Below are 15,936 nucleotides of genomic sequence, written 5' to 3'. Positions count from 1 at the left end.
GGCCGATCTCCCCGTCAGCGACAGCAGCCTCGGTCGCAGGCAGCGAGGGTTCGCGGCGCTCCCCAGTCATCGTGGTGAACCGGCCCAACTCGGTCGCCAGCACCCGACGACGCCGAGCCTCCCCACTCCCGAGCCGCAGCCCACCGGAGTACAAGGCCGCCATCGAAATGAACCCGCCCTTCCGGTACGCGCCCCGATCACTCAGCTCCACATACAGCGCGGCATCGAACACCTGCTGCCGCCGCACCGTGGCTTCCCTCGCCTCCAACAGATCGAGCAGCCCATCCTCAGACTCCGGGGTCAGCGCCGCTGACCGCAAGCGCACCTCGGCCGCATCCTGCACCGCCACCAACTGCGCCGCCGACAAACCGTCGACGACAGCAGTCGCGTCGAATACCGAGCCTTCACCCGCAGCAGACGGGGCGGCAACTTGGTTCATGGCCGCCACCTCCTGCCTGAGTCACTATTCCCACTGGTCAACCGGCACTTCCGATCCCAATCCTCAGAGTACGCCTCACTATGAGGTTTATGCAATACTATCGTCGAACATATATTCGGCATGTCCCTCCCAAGCCTGACGCGAATCTCCCAGCAACCCTCCACACCGGCGAGACTCGCGGACTACAGTCGCTGACAACAGCTCTGGGTTCGGGGGGACCATGACTGATCTGCGACGTATCGCGCGCGACTACTTCGACGCCGGGATCGCCCGCTTGGGGACCGACGCGGCGCGCCTGGCGTTCACCCGCGCTACCGAGGCCGATCCGGGCATGGGCGATGCCTGGCTCGGGCGGCTGGCCGCCGGCGATCAGTCCGGCGAGACACTCTTCGGCCTGTACTCGGCGCGGAACTCGATCGGCGATCAGCAGCGCCGCGTCGGAGCGCCGACCGGATATCTGTGCGGACGGGCACCCACCGGCCTCTACATCGACTATCCAGTTGCCGATCGGGTGCAGGCCGCGCTTGCGTACGCGGCGTCGCTGCTCACCGGAAACGACGTCGACGGTGCACGCGAAGTTCTCGAGAGCCTTCCGCAAGTGCCCGACGCCGAATCCCCCATCCTCGACTTCTGCTGGGCCGCACTCCATCTGCGTGCCCGGGAGTGGCCACACGTGCTCTCGACGTTGGCCGGCATCGACCGCTGGGACGATCAGTATCTGGCTACCGCAGCCACTTTGCTTGCGGGCACCGCGTGCGTCCAGCTCGGTCTGTTCGACGAGGGACTGCGGCGACTAGAGGTAGTCCGCACCGGTCCGCTGACGAATGCACGGGCCCAGGCCGCGTTCACCATCGGGATGGCGCTGCGGGAGCGGGGCGACGAGCCTGCCGCGTGCACCAGGTTCCAGGAAGCGTTCGCCCTCGATCCGGAGTTGAGCGAGGCGAGCCGAGCGCTCGCCGACCCGACCTATCGGTTGGTGATCGACGCCGTCGACGCAACACCCGACGAGGCGTCGGATTCGCTGATCGACACCGACTACGACCCGCTCGACGAGCTGACCCGCGAGTTGGCCGCACAGGTCGGCCTGACGGCGGTCAAAGAACAGGTGGCACGGCTTCGCTCCACCGCGACCCTGGCCAAGGTCCGCGCGGCCCGCGGTCTGCGCACCGGCGAGCGGAGTCTGCACCTCGCCTTCACCGGTCCGCCCGGAACGGGCAAGACCACGATCGCCCGGATCGTCGCCAAGCTTTATCGGGCACTGGGCCTGCTCGCCACCGACCGGGTGGTAGAAGTCTCCCGGCGAGATCTGGTCGGCGAATACTTGGGCAGCACCGCACCGAATACCGGTGCGGTGCTCGATTCGGCACTCGATGGCGTGCTCTTCATCGACGAGGCATACAGCCTGGTGCAGGAAGGCCTGACCGGCGGCGACGCCTTCGGCCGGGAGGCGCTGGACCTCCTACTGGCGCGGATGGAGACCGACCGGGACCGGCTGGTGGTGATCATCGCTGGCTACGACACCGAAATCGATCGCCTGCTCGCCGCCAACGAGGGCCTGGCGTCCCGCTTCTCGCGCCGGATCAGCTTTCCCTCTTACTCGCCCGACGAGCTGACGCAGATCGCCGAAGTGATGGCGGACCGCCGGGACGCACGCCTGAGTCCGGAGGCCACCGCAACGCTATCGGCGGCGTTCGCCGCCATGTACGACGACCTCACGCTCACCCTGTCCGGGCCCCGCCGCGCCACCGACCTGGCTGGCAACGGCCGCTTCGTCCGCAACCTGATCGAGTCGGCGGAGGAGGAGCGTGAACACCGCCTTGCCGCCCACGCGGACCTGGACGCCCTCACCGAGGCCGACCTGATGACCATCGACGCCGCCGACGTCCGACGATCCCTGATCACCGTTGCCAATCCCGCAACCGGAAGGGGCCTGCCGTAGCTGCCTGCCGAGCGCACACCATCGCCGCTGGCGACTCCGCGGTTTCGACAGACGAGTCGAAACCGGCCTCTACAGGCCCAGATTCCGCAGCACCGCGACGGCGGTGTCGGCGGGGGTGCCGTCGTCCGGGCGCACCACGATGTCCGGGGACTCCGGGCGCTCGTACGGCGAGTCGATGCCGGTGAACTGGGTGATCTCCCCGGCGCGGGCCTTGGCGTACAGGCCCTTCGCATCGCGCGCTTCACACACGTCGAGCGACGTGTCCAGGAATACCTCGTAGAAGGGCAGGCCCTGCGCCTCGTGGATCTCCCGCGCGCGTTCACGCTCCTGGGCGAAGGGACTGATCAGCGACACCAGCACTACGGCACCGGAATCGGCGAACAGGGCCGCGACCTCTGCCGTGCGCCGGATGTTCTCCCGACGGTCCTCATCGCTGAAGCCAAGATCCGAGTTCAGCCCGTGCCGCAGGTTGTCGCCGTCGAGCAGATAGGCTGGACGCCCCTCGGCGACGAGGCGTCGCTCCAATTCCGTTGCGAGCGAAGACTTTCCGGAGCCGGATAGGCCGGTCATCCAGATCGTGGCACCCTGATGCGACCGCTGCTGACGCGACACCTTGGTGTCCTGCCAGACCACGTTGGTGTCGTGCGCCACCGGACCGGTGATCATGCCCGCCGCAACGGTGGCGTTAGTCGCCTCGTCGATCAGAATGAAGCTGCCGGTGTCGCGGTTGCGCCGGTACGAGTCAAACATCAACGGCTGCTGCGCGTGCAGCGTCAGCCGGCCGATCTCGTTGAGCCCCAACGAATCCGCTTCTTCGTCGCGATGCAGCGTGTTGACATCGAGCCGGTAGTTCAGCCCAGAGACGGTGACCCGGGTCTGCCGGGTACCGCAGGTGATCAAGTACGACGACCCAGGCGCCAACTTGCTGGTCTCGGAGAACCAACAGACCATCGCGTCAACGTCGCGGTCGACGTGCGGGCGGTTGTTCGGCCGCACAATCATGTCGCCGCGGACGATGTCGATCTCGTCGGCCAACTCCATGGAGACGGCCATCGGCGCGAAGGCCTCGGTAAGCTCGGCGCCGCCAGGACCCCACAGCTTGTTGATCGTGGTGCCGAATCCGCCCGGCAGCACCACCACATTGTCGCCGACCGCAAGCACGCCACCGCCGACGGTGCCGGCGTACGCCCGGTGGTCAAGACCGTCGCTGCGCTGCGGCCGGATCACGTACTGCACGCCGAAGCGAGCGTCGATCAGGTTCCGATCCGAGGCGATATATACGTTCTCCAAATGTCCGAGCAGTGGGCGGCCGTCGTACCAGTCCATCGCCTCGCTGCGGTCCACCACATTGTCGCCCTTGAGCGCCGACAGCGGAATAAACGACAGGTCGGTGACATTCAGCTTCGCGGCGAAGGCAATGAACTCGTCACGAATCTCCTCGAACCGCTCCTGCGAGTACTCGACGAGGTCCATCTTGTTGACGCAGATAGTGAGGTGCGGGATGCCCAGCAGCGACGAGAGGAACGCGTGCCGCCGGGTCTGCTCCAGCACACCCTTGCGGGCGTCGATCAGGATGATCGCCAGATCGGCCGTCGACGCACCGGTCACCATATTGCGCGTGTACTGCACATGCCCCGGCGAGTCGGCGATGATGAACTTGCGCTCGGGCGTGGAGAAGTAGCGGTAGGCGACGTCGATCGTGATGCCCTGCTCGCGTTCGGCGCGCAGGCCGTCGGTGAGCAGTGAGAGGTCGGCGAACTCGTCACCGCGGCTCGCGCTGGTGCGCTCGATGGCCTCCAGTTGGTCGGCGAAGATCGACTTGGAGTCGTACAGCAGCCGCCCGATCAGGGTGGACTTGCCGTCGTCGACACTGCCCGCGGTAGCGATCCGCACCAGTTCCCCAGCCATCAGAAGTAGCCCTCTTTCTTGCGATCTTCCATGCCTGCCTCGGAGATCCGGTCATCGGCGCGGGTGGCACCGCGCTCGGTGACGCGGGTCGACGAGACTTCGTCGATCACCTTGGCCGGGGTGTCCGCGTCGCTTTCCACACACCCGGTGCAGGTGGCATCGCCGACGGTGCGGAACCGCACCCGCTCAACGTGACTGGTCTCCTCCGGTCCGACTTCCAGGAAGGGGGTCTTAGCCAGCAGCATGCCGTCGCGCGGGACCACCTCGCGGTCGTGCGCGTAGTAGATGGATGGCAGTTCGATGTTCTCGGCCTCGATGTAGCGCCAGATGTCCAGCTCGGTCCAGTTGCTGAGCGGGAAGACCCGGATGTGCTCACCGCGGTGGTGCCGCCCGTTGTACAGATTCCACAGCTCGGGGCGCTGATTACGCGGATCCCAACTCCCGAAGGAGTCACGGAAACTGAAGACGCGCTCCTTGGCGCGCGCCTTCTCCTCGTCACGGCGCGCACCGCCGAACACCGCATCGAATTTGTGCTCGGTGATGCCGCGCAGCAGCGCCGCCGTCTGCAACCGGTTCCGCGACGCACCGACACCGGTCTGTTCCACCACGCGGCCCGCGTCGATGTCGTCTTGCACGCTCGACACGATCAGCGTCGCCCCGGTCTGCGCGACCACCCGATCTCGGTACTCGATCACCTCGTCGAAGTTGTGGCCGGTGTCCACGTGCATGAGCGGGAACGGCATGGGCGCCGGCCAGAATGCCTTGCGCGCCAGGTGGAACATCACCACCGAGTCTTTGCCGCCGGAGAACAGCATGCCGGGCCGTTCGAAGGTGGCGGCCACCTCCCGGAAGATGTGCACGGATTCGGCCTCCAGCGCATCCAGATCCGAAAGTTCGTATCCGTGCTTGTCCATGACCCAAGAGCGTAGTCGCCACACCGCCGACCGACCGGACCGCGGTGCGGACCGCGGGCCTGGCCACGCGCTCGATTGCCCGACGCACCCATGCGAGCGTAGTTTCGATAATGCAGACTGCTCTTTATTTCATTTTGAGGAGGACTCCATGCCCGACGTCACGATCGACGTGCGCGAGGTGCCCAAACCCGAGCGTCACCCGAAGATCTTCGGGGTGTTCGACGGCCTTGCGGTCGGCGAGGCGTTGATCCTGGTCAACGACCACGATCCGATCCCCCTGCACGCCCAGTTCGACGACCGCAATCCGGGCGGCTTCCTCTGGGATTATCTGGTGCGCGAACCCGGCGACTACCAGATCCGCATCCGCAAGACCCTGGCCACTCCGGTGCCGCGCAAGCTCGGCAATAGCGCGGACGCGGTGGCCGGCGGCGAGGCCGGGGTGGCCTGGAAGTTGGAGCTACCCAGCCGCGACTTGGACTCAAATGTCATCACCCTCGCGCCCGGCGGCGGCATCGGCGAGCACACCGGCGCCGAGGTGGACGTCCTGGTGCACATCCTGGACGGCTCGGGGACCCTGGGCACCGACGCCGGACCGATCGACGTCGAGCCGGGCGATCTGGTGTGGCTGCCGAAGGGCTCGCGCCGATCGTTCGCCGCCGGCGACGGGGGCCTCAGCTATCTGACCGTCCACACACACCGTGAGCCGACGTTCACCATCACCCCGCGATAGGAGGGCACCGTGACCTATGTGATCGCCCAACCCTGCGTGGACGTGATGGACCGCGCTTGCGTCGAAGAGTGCCCGGTCGATTGCATCTACGAGGGCGGCCGCAGCCTCTACATCCACCCGGACGAATGCGTCGATTGCGGCGCGTGCGAGCCGGTCTGCCCGGTGGAGGCCATCTTTTATGAAGATGACCTCCCCGACGAGTGGTATCCGTACCTGACCGACAACGCCGAGTTCTTCACCGCGGTACTGCCCGGCCAGCAGGCACCCCTGGACTCCCCCGGCGGAGCCGCCAAGATCGGCGCCACCGGCAGCGACACCCCCTTCGTGGCGGGCCTGCCGCCACAGACCGCGGACTGACCCGCCACCCGCCGCGCTACCAACCAAGCACTTGCTAGGTTAGAGTCGAGGCATGAGCGACGCCGTAATCCCGCCCGCCTTGCGCCCCGATGATCTGACCGCCGACTCCAGCCCGATCGCCTACGAGACGGGCGGCCCCGATGGCGCGGTCGCGTATGTGACCCTGAACCGGCCCGACTACCGGAACGCCCAGAACTCGGTGATGACCTACTCGCTGGATGCAGCCTTCCGCAAGGCCACCGAGGATCCCGCGATCAAGGTGATCGTGCTGCGCGCGGCCGGCAAACACTTCTCGGCCGGCCACGACATCGGCACCCCCGAACGCGACTTCGACACCTTCTACCCGAACGTCGCGACGCTGCACTGGGACCACACCCGCGGCGACGGCGCGCCGCTGGACAGCAACCAGCGCCTGGCCCGCGAGATCGAGGTCTATATGGGCATGTGCCGGCGCTGGCGCGACCTGCCCAAGCCGGTCATCGCCCAGGTACACGGCGCCTGCATCGCTGGCGGCCTGATGCTCGCCTGGTCGGCCGACTTCATCGTCGCCGCCGACGACGCCTTCTTCTCCGATCCCGTTGCGCGCATGGGCATTCCGGGCGTGGAGTACTTCGCGCACGCCTACGTCCTCGGCGCCCGCCGCGCCAAGGAGATCCTGTTCACCGGTCAACGCTTCACCGCCGCGCAGGCCCTCGACTGGGGCATGGTGAACCATGTGGTTCCGCGCGCGGAGCTCGGCGCCAAGGTCGACGAGATCTGCGCGCAGATGACGGAGATGCCCATGCAGGGACTGTTCCTGAGCAAGAAGGCCGTCAACATCTGCGAAGACCAGATGGGCATGCGCAATGCGATGGACTCGGTGTTCGGCTGGCACCACTTCGCCCACGCCGCCAACGACGCCGACTCCGGCGACTCGCTGGGCGGAATGGACGCCAAGAGCATGAAGGCCGCCGCGCAGAGCGGCGCCGCACCCAAGGAGGGCCAGGCCTGATGGATCTGCTGTTCGACGACGCCGCACAGGCGTTCCGCGCCGAAGTCCGGGCCTGGCTGGCGACGCACGTTCCCACCGAACCGCTCCCCTCGATGGATACCGCCGAGGGGTTCGAGGCGCACCGCGTCTGGGAGGCCGAGCTGGCCGCCGACCGCATGTCGGTGGTGAGCTGGCCAGCCGAATTCGGCGGCCGCGACGAGCCGCTGCTGCACTGGCTGATCTTCGAGGAAGAGTACTACCGGTCTGGCGCCCCGGGGCGCGTCAGCCAGAACGGCATCTTCTTACTGGCCCCCACGCTCTTCGAACATGCTCATCCCGATCAGCTCGCCCGGATCATGCCGCGCATGGCGCGCGCCGACGACATCTGGGGGCAGGCGTGGAGCGAGCCCGAGGCCGGCAGCGACCTGGCGTCGCTGCGTTCGACGGCCACACGCACCGAGGGCGGCTGGCTGCTCAACGGGCAGAAGACCTGGAGCTCGCGCTCCAGCTTCGCCGACCTGGGCTTCGGCTTGTTCCGCAGCGACCCAGAGGCGCAGCGCCACCGCGGCCTCACCTACTTCATGTTCGACCTGCGCGCCCCCGGCGTAACGGTCCGGCCCATCGCCCAACTCGACGGTGAAGCGGGCTTCGCCGAGCTCTTCCTGGAGGACGTCTTTGTCCCCGACGACGCGGCCGACCCCGGCGCGTCCGGAGTGATCGGCGAGGCGAACAACGGCTGGAAGATCGCCATGAGTACCGCCGCCAACGAACGCGGTCTGTCGCTGCGCTCGCCGGGCCGCTTCCTCGCCGCCACCGACCGGCTGGTCGATCTGTGGCAGCACACCGGCGGGGGCTACCAGCCCGGCGTCGCCGACGCCTGGATTGGTTCGCGCGCCTATGAGCTCTCGACCTATCAGACGGTCAGTCGCCTGGCGTCCGGCGGCCAGCTGGGGATGGAGTCGTCCATCAACAAGGTCTTCTGGTCGCAGTGGGACATCGCCGCGCACGAGGCGGCGCTCGATCTACTCGGCGCCGACGCCGAGCTCGAGACCCCGTGGCTGGGCGGATACCTCTTTTCCCTCTCCGGCCCGATCTATGCCGGTACCAACGAGATTCAGCGCAATGTGATCGCCGAGCGACTCCTCGGCCTGCCCCGCGGAGACCGATAGACAATGGACTTTCAGCTCGATTCGACACACCACGACCTGGCCGATGCCGCCGCGGCCATCACCTCCCGGGCCGGCGGGATCGCCGTCGCACGCGCCTGGTCCGACGGCGACCGCACCCGAGGCCTCGGCGTCTACCGGCAGCTGGCCGAAGCCGGAATCACCGGACTGCTGGTGGACGACGACCTCGGCGGCAGCGGTGCGGGAGCTGTCGAGGCCATCGTCGCGCTGGAAACCCTTGGACGCTGCGCGCTCCCCGGCCCGGTGGTGGAAACGCTCGTCGTGATGCCCGCCGTGCTGGCCGGAGTAGGCCTCGCCGACCGCCTGGAGCCGGTCCTGTCCGGCGACCGGCTGGCCACCTGCGCTGTGCCACCGAGCACGCCGCGTGCCGCGAATGCCGACAGCGCCGACGTCTACCTGATCGACGGCTCGGCGCTCTATCAAGGGACCGCCGGAGAGCTGTTGTCCACCGTCGACCCGACCCGGACGGTATCCCCGGTCACCCCCGGAGAACTCCTCGTCGACGATGAGATCGTTCGCGCCGCAACGGATCTGGGCGCATTGGGTACCGCCGCCTATTCGATCGGACTCGCTTCGGCCATGCTGGACATCGGCGCCGAGTACGCGAAGGCGCGCCATCAGTTCGGGCGGGCAATCGGCTCGTTCCAGGCTGTCAAACATCACCTCGCCGACGTCGCGATCGCCATCGAGATGGCCCGGCCGCTGGTGTGGGGCGCCGCCGTCGGATTCGATTCAGACGAGTCGGCTCCCGCCGATGTCGAACGAGACATCTCGGCAGCCAAGGTGGCCGCCGCCAGCGCCGCCGATCTCGCCGCCCGGAACTGCCTGCAGGTGCTCGGCGCCATCGGATACACGGCCGAGCACGATCTCTCCCTCTTCCTGACCAAGGCCCGGGCGCTCCGCTCTGCGTGGGGCACCCCGGATTGGCACCGCGCCCGGATTCTGGAGTCACTGTGAGCAACGAACTCGATGCCCTCGCCGACGCGGTCCGCGATGCCTGCCGCCGCGGCGGTGGCAACGCCGCCGTCCGCACGGCAATCACCGCACCGGAGCGTTACGACGACGCGCTCTGGCGGACCCTCGCGACGCAGGTTGGCGTCGCCGCACTGCTGATCCCCGAAGCGTCGGGCGGCGTCGGTGCCACCGTGCTGGAGGGCGCGGCTGTCGCCGAGGTACTCGGCGAGACGTTGGCGCCGGTGCCGTTCTTCTCCTCGGCGGTGCTTGCTACTGCGACGCTGCTCGCTGCCAACGACGAGGCTGCATCCGCACGCCTGCTGTCAGACCTGGCCGAGGGCACTCGCACCGCCGCCGTCTGCTGGGCCGGACCCGCTGGTTGGGAATCTCCCGGGGTCACCGCCGACGCCGGATTGCTCTCGGGCGCAGCGGAATACGTCATCGACGGCGAGTCCGCCGATACCTTCTTGGTCCTTGCCGGCCCGGGTCGAGTCACCTTGCATGAGATCGCCGCCGATGCCCCAGGAGTCACCGTTACACCCTTGCCAGTGCTGGATCCGACGCGTCCACTGTGCCGCGTCGAATTCCACCAGGCGGCCGCCGAGGTGATCGAGTCGGGGCGCGATCTGGCCGAGCAACTACGGACCCTCGCGTGGGCCGTGCTGTCGGCCGAGCAGACCGGCGGTGCGGCCCGCGCACTGGAGTTGACGGTGGAACATACGACGGCCCGGCACCAGTTCGGTCGTGCGCTGGCAAGTTTCCAGGCCCTCAAACACACCATGGCCGATATGTACACGCTGGTGGAGACCATGCGCTCGATCTCAGCGGCGGCAGTGCAGGCGGTGGCCGACGGCGCCGCAAATGCTGGCGAACTGGCCGCCGCCGCCCACGTGTACTGCTCGGAGGGCTATATCAAGGTCACCGGCGACGCCATCCAACTACATGGCGGTATCGGCATCACCTCCGAGCATGACATCGGCCTGTACTTCAAGCGCGCCCAAGCCGACGCCCAGCTCTTCGGGCCGCCGCAGGGCGCCGTCGCACAGATCCCGGTGTAGCCCGAGACTAGCCGCCCAGCTTCAGCGAGCGGCCGACGATCTCCTTCATGATTTCGCTGGTACCACCGTAAATTCGGGAGATCCGTGCATCGATGTACGCGCGCGCGATCGGATACTCCAGCATGTAGCCGTACCCACCATGCAGCTGCACGCAGGCGTCGATCACCCGACCCTGCAGTTCGGTGGCCCAGAGCTTCGCCTTCGCCGCGTCCACGACGCTCAGGCGCTCGGCCAGGAGCTCCTCGACGGCGCGATCGAGGAACGTCTGCATGATGTCAACCTCGGTCACCAGCTCGGCAAGGGTGAACCGCGTCGCCTGGAAGTCGCCGATCGGCTTACCGAATGCCCGGCGCTCGCGCACATAGTCGATCGTCCAGTCGATCGCCGCCCGCGCCGCGGCCAGACCGGCCACCGCCACCGACAGCCGTTCTTGGGGAAGGTTCCCGGTCAGGCCGAAGAAGCCCTGGCCTTCTTCACCCAGCAGGTTGGCGACGGGGACGCGGACATCGGTGAAGCTCAGTTCGGCAGTGTCCTGGGCGTGCAGGCCGACCTTCTCCAGATTCCGCCCGCGCTCAAAGCCCGCCATCCCACGCTCGATCACCAGCAAGCTGAGCCCACGGTGCCGATCCGGCCCGGTGCGCACCGCCGTGATGACCAGGTCGGCGTTGACGCCATTGGTGATGAACGTCTTCGCGCCGTTCACCACGTAGTCGTCCCCCTTACGGACAGCAGTCGTCGCGATGCCCGACAGATCCGATCCCACGCCCGGCTCAGTCATCCCGATGGCGACGATCGACTCGCCAGCGGCCACCCCGGGCAGCCAACGGGCCTTCTGCTCGTCATTCGTCAGGTCGAGCAGGTACGGCATGCACACGTCGGCCTGCAGTGTGACGCCGAGAATGGCCGGCGCCACCGCGAGTGCGGCCGCTTCCTCGGCCAGAATGGCGTTGAACCGGAAGTCGCGGATTCCCGCGCCGCCGTACTCTTCGGGCACCGCCGCAAAGGCGCCCAGCTCCGCGGACTCGGTGAACAATGACCGCGGCACGACACCTGCCTGCTCCCACTCGGCATAGTGCGGAACCACGCGCTGGGTGAGGAACTGGCGCACCGCAGCCCGGTAGTCATCATGCTCGTCGTCAAAAATATTGCGGTCCATACGTTCCTCAGTTCGGGTCGTCGGGTGCAGGGCTTTACTCACCGATGGTGGCCGGATCACATCACGGATGCTTCGGTGCCGCAAGGGCGATCAGGCAGAACAGCAAGTCCCCGAGGCCGCGTCGCGCGTCGTCTTCGCCAGTTCTCAGAGCCATTTGTCCCCGGTCTCCACCTTCGGCCACACAGATCGATCCGGTGCACTAGAATTGGCATTATGACAGTACGAGACGAGCGGATGGGCCCCTTCGACGCGGTGATGTACGCCATCGAAAGCGATCCGATTTTGCGGACGGGGATTATTGCCTACATCGGGCTCGAAGCGGAACCTGATCGCGATCAGCTAACCGCGCGAGCCGAACGCCTGACGCGGATATACCCACGGCTCCGCGAGCGGGCGGTCGGAAGCGCGATTTCGCCGGCGCCGCCCCGCTGGGAAACCGATCCGAACTTCAACCTCGACTTCCACGTCCGCTGGCGGCGCCTGCTCGACGGCGAGGACGCGACCGCCAATGCCCTGGCCTACGCCGCACACATGGGCGAACAAGACTTCGACCACTCACGGCCACTGTGGGAGCTGGCCGTTCTCACCGGGCTCAGCGGCGGTCGCGCGGCAATGATCTTCAAGATTCACCACTCCGTCGCCGACGGCATGGGCGGTATCGCCATGAGCTCGGCCCTCTTCGACCTTGCACCCGATCCGGGCGACCTCGGCCCCATGCCCGACGCGCCGACTCCCAGCCCAGCCGGCCTGGTGGCGCGGGCGGTGAAATCGACGAAGTTCAGCGCGAGCGCCATCCGGGAGACGGCAGTGGGCACTGTTCGTGCCTCTGCGAAGGGCCTGCGGAACATGCTGACCAGCCCCATCAGTTCCACCAACACGGCGGTCCGCACGCTGAGGCTGACGGCGAAATCGCTTGCCCCGCAGGGTGATCCGTTATCGGATTGGATAACGCAGCGCTCCCTCTCCTGCGAGTTCACTCTGCTCGAAATACCGATCGACAAGCTCAAACAGGCTGCCCGCAACGCCGATGTGACACTCAACGTCGTCTTCGTCGCTGCCGTCGCCGATGCGTTCGGGATGTACCACCGCCGCAACGACCATCAACTCGACGAGTTCCGCCTCAATATGCCGGTCAATAAGCGGACTGCCGGCGACGCAGCGACCGGCAACCACTGGGCGCCAGCACGATTCCTGGTGCCGTGCGGCGATCTCGACTCCGGCGCGCGACTGCACCAGGTCGAGGGCGTGATCACCACCGCCATGCACGACCCAGTGTTGGACTTCTCGGAGATTCTCTACAAAGGGATGGCGCTGCTGCCCGGACCGGCCGCCGAACGCCTGGCTGGCTCCCTCATGAAGGGCGTCGACTTGGCGGCAACCAACGTTCCCGGACCGCCGGTACCGATCTACACGTGCGGTACCCGCGTCACCTCGATGGCCGCGTTCGCGCCCAAGTCCGGCGCGGCCGCCAACATCGGGCTGCTGACCTACGACGGCACCGCCTTTGTCGGTATCAACTCCGATCCGGTTGGCGTGGCAAATCCCGCAGAGTTCACCGAGTGCCTGGCCGGAGCCTTCGCCAAGTACACCGCGTGAGTCGGCCGCACCAGTCGACTCACGCGCGACCGGTGCAGATCAGGACCAGCAGAACCGCATTCAGCACGACGATCAGGACCACCGCGACGCCCGAACCGATACGCAGTATGGCGCCGTCGGCGAACTGACCCATCCGGGAACGGTCAGAAGTGAAGCGGCGCAACGGAACTAGCGCAAAGGGGATACCAAAACTCAGCACTGCTTGCGAGACGATCAGTGCCCACGTGGGATCGACGCCCACTGCCAAGACCACTATCGCTGGCACCAGGGTGGCCGATCGACGCAGGACCATGGGAATCTGCTTGCGGAGTAGTCCCGCCATAATCGCGCCACCCGCATAGGAGCCGACCGAGGTTGAGGCGATGCCCGAGGCGAGCAGACCGATCGCAAAGAGCGCCGCGATCGCGGGACCGAGCGCTTCGCCGACGGCGGCGTGGGCACCCTCGATGGTGTCGGTCCCCGCGCGACCGGACAGGCTGGTGGCTGCCAACAACAGCAGCGCGATGTTCACCGTGCCGGCGACCATCAAGGCCAGCACCACGTCGAGCTTGGTGGCACGCAGCAGCTGGCCGATTCGCGCCGGCTCCCGCGAGCGGCCGTGCCGGTCGATGACCAGCGCCGAATGTAGGTAGATTGCGTGCGGCATCACGGTGGCACCAAGCATGGCCGCGGCGAGCAACACCGTCTCACTGCCGTCGAGCCGGGGAACCATACCGTTGAGCAGGCCCCCGACATCGGGCGGATTCACTACGAGCCCACCGACGAAGCCGAGCACAATCACCGCCAGAAGCCCCATGATCACCGTCTCGAATTGCCGCTGCCGGAGTGGATTCGCCAGCAACAGCAGCACCATCGAAACCAGTCCGACGATGAGGCCGCCGATCCACAGCGGCAACCCAAAGAGCAACTTCAGGGCAATGGCTCCGCCGACCACCTCGGCCACATCGGTGGCCGCGGCGACCACTTCGGCCTGCCCCCAGAACGCTAGCCTGGAACGACGCCCCGGCAACGCGGTGCCGAGCGTCTGCGGCAGCGTCCGCCCGGTCACGACGCCGAGCTTGGCCGACTGGTACTGGATCATCACGGCCATCACATTGGCCACGATCAGCACCCACACCAGCAGATAGCCGTACTTGGCGCCTGCGGTCAGATTGGCCGCAACATTACCCGGATCCACGTACGCGATGGCTGCCACAAACGCCGGACCCAGGAGGGTCAGCTGCCTGATCCGCGGCCGTTCCCGCTCCGTCTCCACCACGCCGAGAAGGCTAACCGCGAATCAGATTTCGGTCAACCGAACTTTGATGTGCGAGTCACCTTTTCTGAGCTCGGGCCGCAGTCGGCCGACCACGAGCGACGGCTAGAGCCATTCGTCGCCGCCGGTCCAGGTGATGAAGTCGTCCAGTTGCTCGGCTGCCGGGGTCACCCGCGGATGCTCGGTGGAAAGGTAACCACCGCGATAGAACAGCAACGGCTTGTCTTGCAGCAGCTCACCGAGTGTCTGCGCACGTCCGACGACGATGTGGTGGTCGCCGCCGTCGAGCACCTTCTCCACCGTGCACTCCACCCACGTCAGACAGTGCCGGATCACCGGCAGCCCCAGGGGCGACGCATCCCACGGCACGCCGGCGAACTTGTTCTCCCCCGGCGCCCCAAACTTGGCACTCACCTGCTGCTGATGATTGCCCAGCACGTTCACGCAGAAGCTGCCACGCTCCTCGATCAGCGGCCAGGTCCGTGACTGCTTCATCGGGCAGAAGATCACCAGCGGCGGATCCAGTGACAGCGCCGCGAACGACTGGCACGCGAACCCGCTCGGCTGATCGTCACCGTCGAGGGTGGTGATGATCGTGACGCCGGTGCAGAACTGCCCCATCGCGGTGCGGAACTGCCGCGAGTCGAACTCCGAGGTGCCATACGGCGACAGCGGTGCCATCGGCGATCAGCCCTTCATCCCGATGGTGAAGTCGTGACCCCACAGGCTGACGGCCGTTGACTCACGCGCGATCCACTCGTCGTCATCGACCTGTCGGCCCTCGCAGCCGAACTCGATGTCGAAACCGCCGGGCGTCTTCATATAGAAGCTCAGCATCAGGTCGTTCACATGCCGACCGAGAGTCGCCGACATCGGCACCTTCTTGCGCAATGCGCGGTCGTGGGCCAGGCCCACATCGTCGGAGTTCTCCACCTCCACCATCAGGTGCACGATGCCGGTGCTGTTCGGGATCGGCAGGAAGGCCAGCGAGTGATGCCGCGGATTGCAGCCGAAGAAGCGTAGCCACGCTGGCTCCTCGCCCTCGGCGCGGCCGACGATCTGCGGCGGCAGCCGCATCGAGTCACGCAGCCGGAAGCCGAGCACATCCCGGTAGAAGGCCAGCGAAGCCGCGTCGTCGCTGGTGGTCAGCACCACGTGCCCGAGCCCCTGCTCGCCGGTCACGAAGCGGTGACCGTACGGGCTGACGATTCGCCGGTGCTGCAGGGCGACCCCGTGGAAGGCCTCCAGCACGTTGCCGTCGGGGTCGCCGAAGACAATCAGCTCGTCAACGGCGCGGTCGGTCTTCTCCGCTGGCGTACCTTCGCGGAACGCCACACCCGCGGCAGTCAATCGGTCCCGTACCTCTTGCAATCCGGCCGCCGTCGCGCATTCCCAGCCCGATGCGGCCAAGTGATCGCGGTCGGACGGGACGATCACCAGTCGCGCCGGGAAATCGTCCATGCGCAGGTAGAG

At 66.9% G+C, this 15,936-nt stretch carries 14 protein-coding genes and 1 pseudogene; 8 read left to right on the top strand and 7 right to left on the bottom strand.

What is annotated here, in order from left to right; translation table 11 throughout:
• Positions 1-439 (bottom strand): annotated as a pseudogene (locus WAW85_RS00255) (HNH endonuclease); the annotation flags it as partial.
• Between the two features lie 220 nt (positions 440-659).
• On the opposite strand from WAW85_RS00255, the gene eccA reads away from it, so the two are divergent.
• Entirely contained in the window at positions 660-2,378 is a 1,719-nt protein-coding gene (gene eccA / locus WAW85_RS00250; protein ID WP_422557676.1) for a type VII secretion AAA-ATPase EccA, read from the top strand.
• A 69-nt stretch (positions 2,379-2,447) separates the two neighbouring features.
• Here eccA and cysC read toward each other — a convergent pair whose 3' ends face one another.
• Together cysC and cysD are read right to left on the bottom strand one after the other, a co-directional pair.
• Entirely contained in the window at positions 2,448-4,286 is a 1,839-nt protein-coding gene (gene cysC / locus WAW85_RS00245; protein ID WP_422557675.1) for an adenylyl-sulfate kinase, read from the bottom strand.
• Complete coding sequence (gene cysD, locus WAW85_RS00240) at positions 4,286-5,200, bottom strand: sulfate adenylyltransferase subunit CysD (RefSeq protein ID WP_422557674.1); 915 nt, start codon at positions 5,198-5,200, stop codon at positions 4,286-4,288. The genes cysC and cysD overlap by 1 nt, the downstream gene beginning before the upstream one ends.
• A 148-nt stretch (positions 5,201-5,348) precedes the next feature.
• Between cysD and WAW85_RS00235 the strand changes: the two genes are divergently transcribed.
• The 6 genes from WAW85_RS00235 to WAW85_RS00210 are packed head-to-tail and all read left to right on the top strand — an operon-like array spanning position 5,349 to position 10,456.
• Positions 5,349-5,930 carry a DUF2249 domain-containing protein gene (locus WAW85_RS00235; RefSeq protein ID WP_422557673.1) on the top strand — a complete coding sequence of 194 codons (582 nt, stop codon included), beginning with the start codon at positions 5,349-5,351 and terminating at the stop codon, positions 5,928-5,930.
• Positions 5,931-5,939: 9 nt separating this feature from the next.
• A complete protein-coding gene (fdxA, locus tag WAW85_RS00230) occupies positions 5,940-6,287 on the top strand; it encodes a ferredoxin (protein WP_422557672.1) in 348 nt (115 codons plus the stop codon).
• Between the two features lie 52 nt (positions 6,288-6,339).
• On the top strand, positions 6,340-7,278 hold the full coding sequence (locus WAW85_RS00225) for an enoyl-CoA hydratase (protein WP_422557671.1): 939 nt from the start codon (positions 6,340-6,342) through the stop codon (positions 7,276-7,278).
• Positions 7,278-8,426 carry an acyl-CoA dehydrogenase family protein gene (locus WAW85_RS00220; protein ID WP_422557670.1) on the top strand — a complete coding sequence of 383 codons (1,149 nt, stop codon included), beginning with the start codon at positions 7,278-7,280 and terminating at the stop codon, positions 8,424-8,426. Before WAW85_RS00225 ends, WAW85_RS00220 begins: the two co-directional genes overlap by 1 nt.
• Before the next feature lie 3 nt (positions 8,427-8,429).
• Positions 8,430-9,401 (top strand): acyl-CoA dehydrogenase family protein, encoded by a 972-nt coding sequence (locus tag WAW85_RS00215; RefSeq protein WP_422557669.1) that lies wholly within the window; start codon positions 8,430-8,432, stop codon positions 9,399-9,401.
• Entirely contained in the window at positions 9,398-10,456 is a 1,059-nt protein-coding gene (locus WAW85_RS00210; protein ID WP_422557668.1) for an acyl-CoA dehydrogenase family protein, read from the top strand. The genes WAW85_RS00215 and WAW85_RS00210 overlap by 4 nt, the downstream gene beginning before the upstream one ends.
• Positions 10,457-10,463: 7 nt before the next feature.
• Here WAW85_RS00210 and WAW85_RS00205 read toward each other — a convergent pair whose 3' ends face one another.
• Positions 10,464-11,612, bottom strand: coding sequence for an acyl-CoA dehydrogenase family protein (locus WAW85_RS00205; RefSeq protein ID WP_422557677.1), 1,149 nt, complete (start codon positions 11,610-11,612; stop codon positions 10,464-10,466).
• 213 nt (positions 11,613-11,825) lie between these two features.
• On the opposite strand from WAW85_RS00205, the gene WAW85_RS00200 reads away from it, so the two are divergent.
• On the top strand, positions 11,826-13,208 hold the full coding sequence (locus WAW85_RS00200; RefSeq protein ID WP_422557667.1) for a wax ester/triacylglycerol synthase domain-containing protein: 1,383 nt from the start codon (positions 11,826-11,828) through the stop codon (positions 13,206-13,208).
• A 19-nt stretch (positions 13,209-13,227) separates the two neighbouring features.
• Here WAW85_RS00200 and WAW85_RS00195 read toward each other — a convergent pair whose 3' ends face one another.
• The 3 genes from WAW85_RS00195 to hsaC all read right to left on the bottom strand — a co-directional run.
• Entirely contained in the window at positions 13,228-14,466 is a 1,239-nt protein-coding gene (locus tag WAW85_RS00195; protein ID WP_422557666.1) for an Nramp family divalent metal transporter, read from the bottom strand.
• A 102-nt stretch (positions 14,467-14,568) separates the two neighbouring features.
• Positions 14,569-15,144, bottom strand: coding sequence for a 3-hydroxy-9,10-secoandrosta-1,3,5(10)-triene-9,17-dione monooxygenase reductase subunit (gene hsaB / locus WAW85_RS00190; RefSeq protein ID WP_422557665.1), 576 nt, complete (start codon positions 15,142-15,144; stop codon positions 14,569-14,571).
• Positions 15,145-15,150: 6 nt separating this feature from the next.
• Positions 15,151-15,936: iron-dependent extradiol dioxygenase HsaC (gene hsaC / locus WAW85_RS00185; protein ID WP_422557664.1), on the bottom strand; the 786-nt coding region annotated here is incomplete at its 5' end.

Origin of the sequence: Gordonia sp. (in: high G+C Gram-positive bacteria) (genome assembly GCF_049299075.1) — a bacterium.
Lineage (GTDB): Bacteria > Actinomycetota > Actinomycetes > Mycobacteriales > Mycobacteriaceae > Gordonia.
This window is presented reverse-complemented; position numbering and strand designations above follow the sequence as displayed.

Excerpts from the sequence above, each read along its gene's own strand:
- eccA (WP_422557676.1), top strand. The coding sequence starts at position 660 with ATGACTGATCTGCGACGTATCGCGCGCGACTACTTCGACGCCGGGATC.
- cysC (WP_422557675.1), bottom strand. The coding sequence starts at position 4,286 with ATGGCTGGGGAACTGGTGCGGATCGCTACCGCGGGCAGTGTCGACGAC.
- cysD (WP_422557674.1), bottom strand. The coding sequence starts at position 5,200 with ATGGACAAGCACGGATACGAACTTTCGGATCTGGATGCGCTGGAGGCC.
- WAW85_RS00235 (WP_422557673.1), top strand. The coding sequence starts at position 5,349 with ATGCCCGACGTCACGATCGACGTGCGCGAGGTGCCCAAACCCGAGCGT.
- WAW85_RS00225 (WP_422557671.1), top strand. The coding sequence starts at position 6,340 with ATGAGCGACGCCGTAATCCCGCCCGCCTTGCGCCCCGATGATCTGACC.
- WAW85_RS00220 (WP_422557670.1), top strand. The coding sequence starts at position 7,278 with ATGGATCTGCTGTTCGACGACGCCGCACAGGCGTTCCGCGCCGAAGTC.
- WAW85_RS00215 (WP_422557669.1), top strand. The coding sequence starts at position 8,430 with ATGGACTTTCAGCTCGATTCGACACACCACGACCTGGCCGATGCCGCC.
- WAW85_RS00205 (WP_422557677.1), bottom strand. The coding sequence starts at position 11,612 with ATGGACCGCAATATTTTTGACGACGAGCATGATGACTACCGGGCTGCG.
- WAW85_RS00200 (WP_422557667.1), top strand. The coding sequence starts at position 11,826 with ATGACAGTACGAGACGAGCGGATGGGCCCCTTCGACGCGGTGATGTAC.
- hsaB (WP_422557665.1), bottom strand. The coding sequence starts at position 15,144 with ATGGCACCGCTGTCGCCGTATGGCACCTCGGAGTTCGACTCGCGGCAG.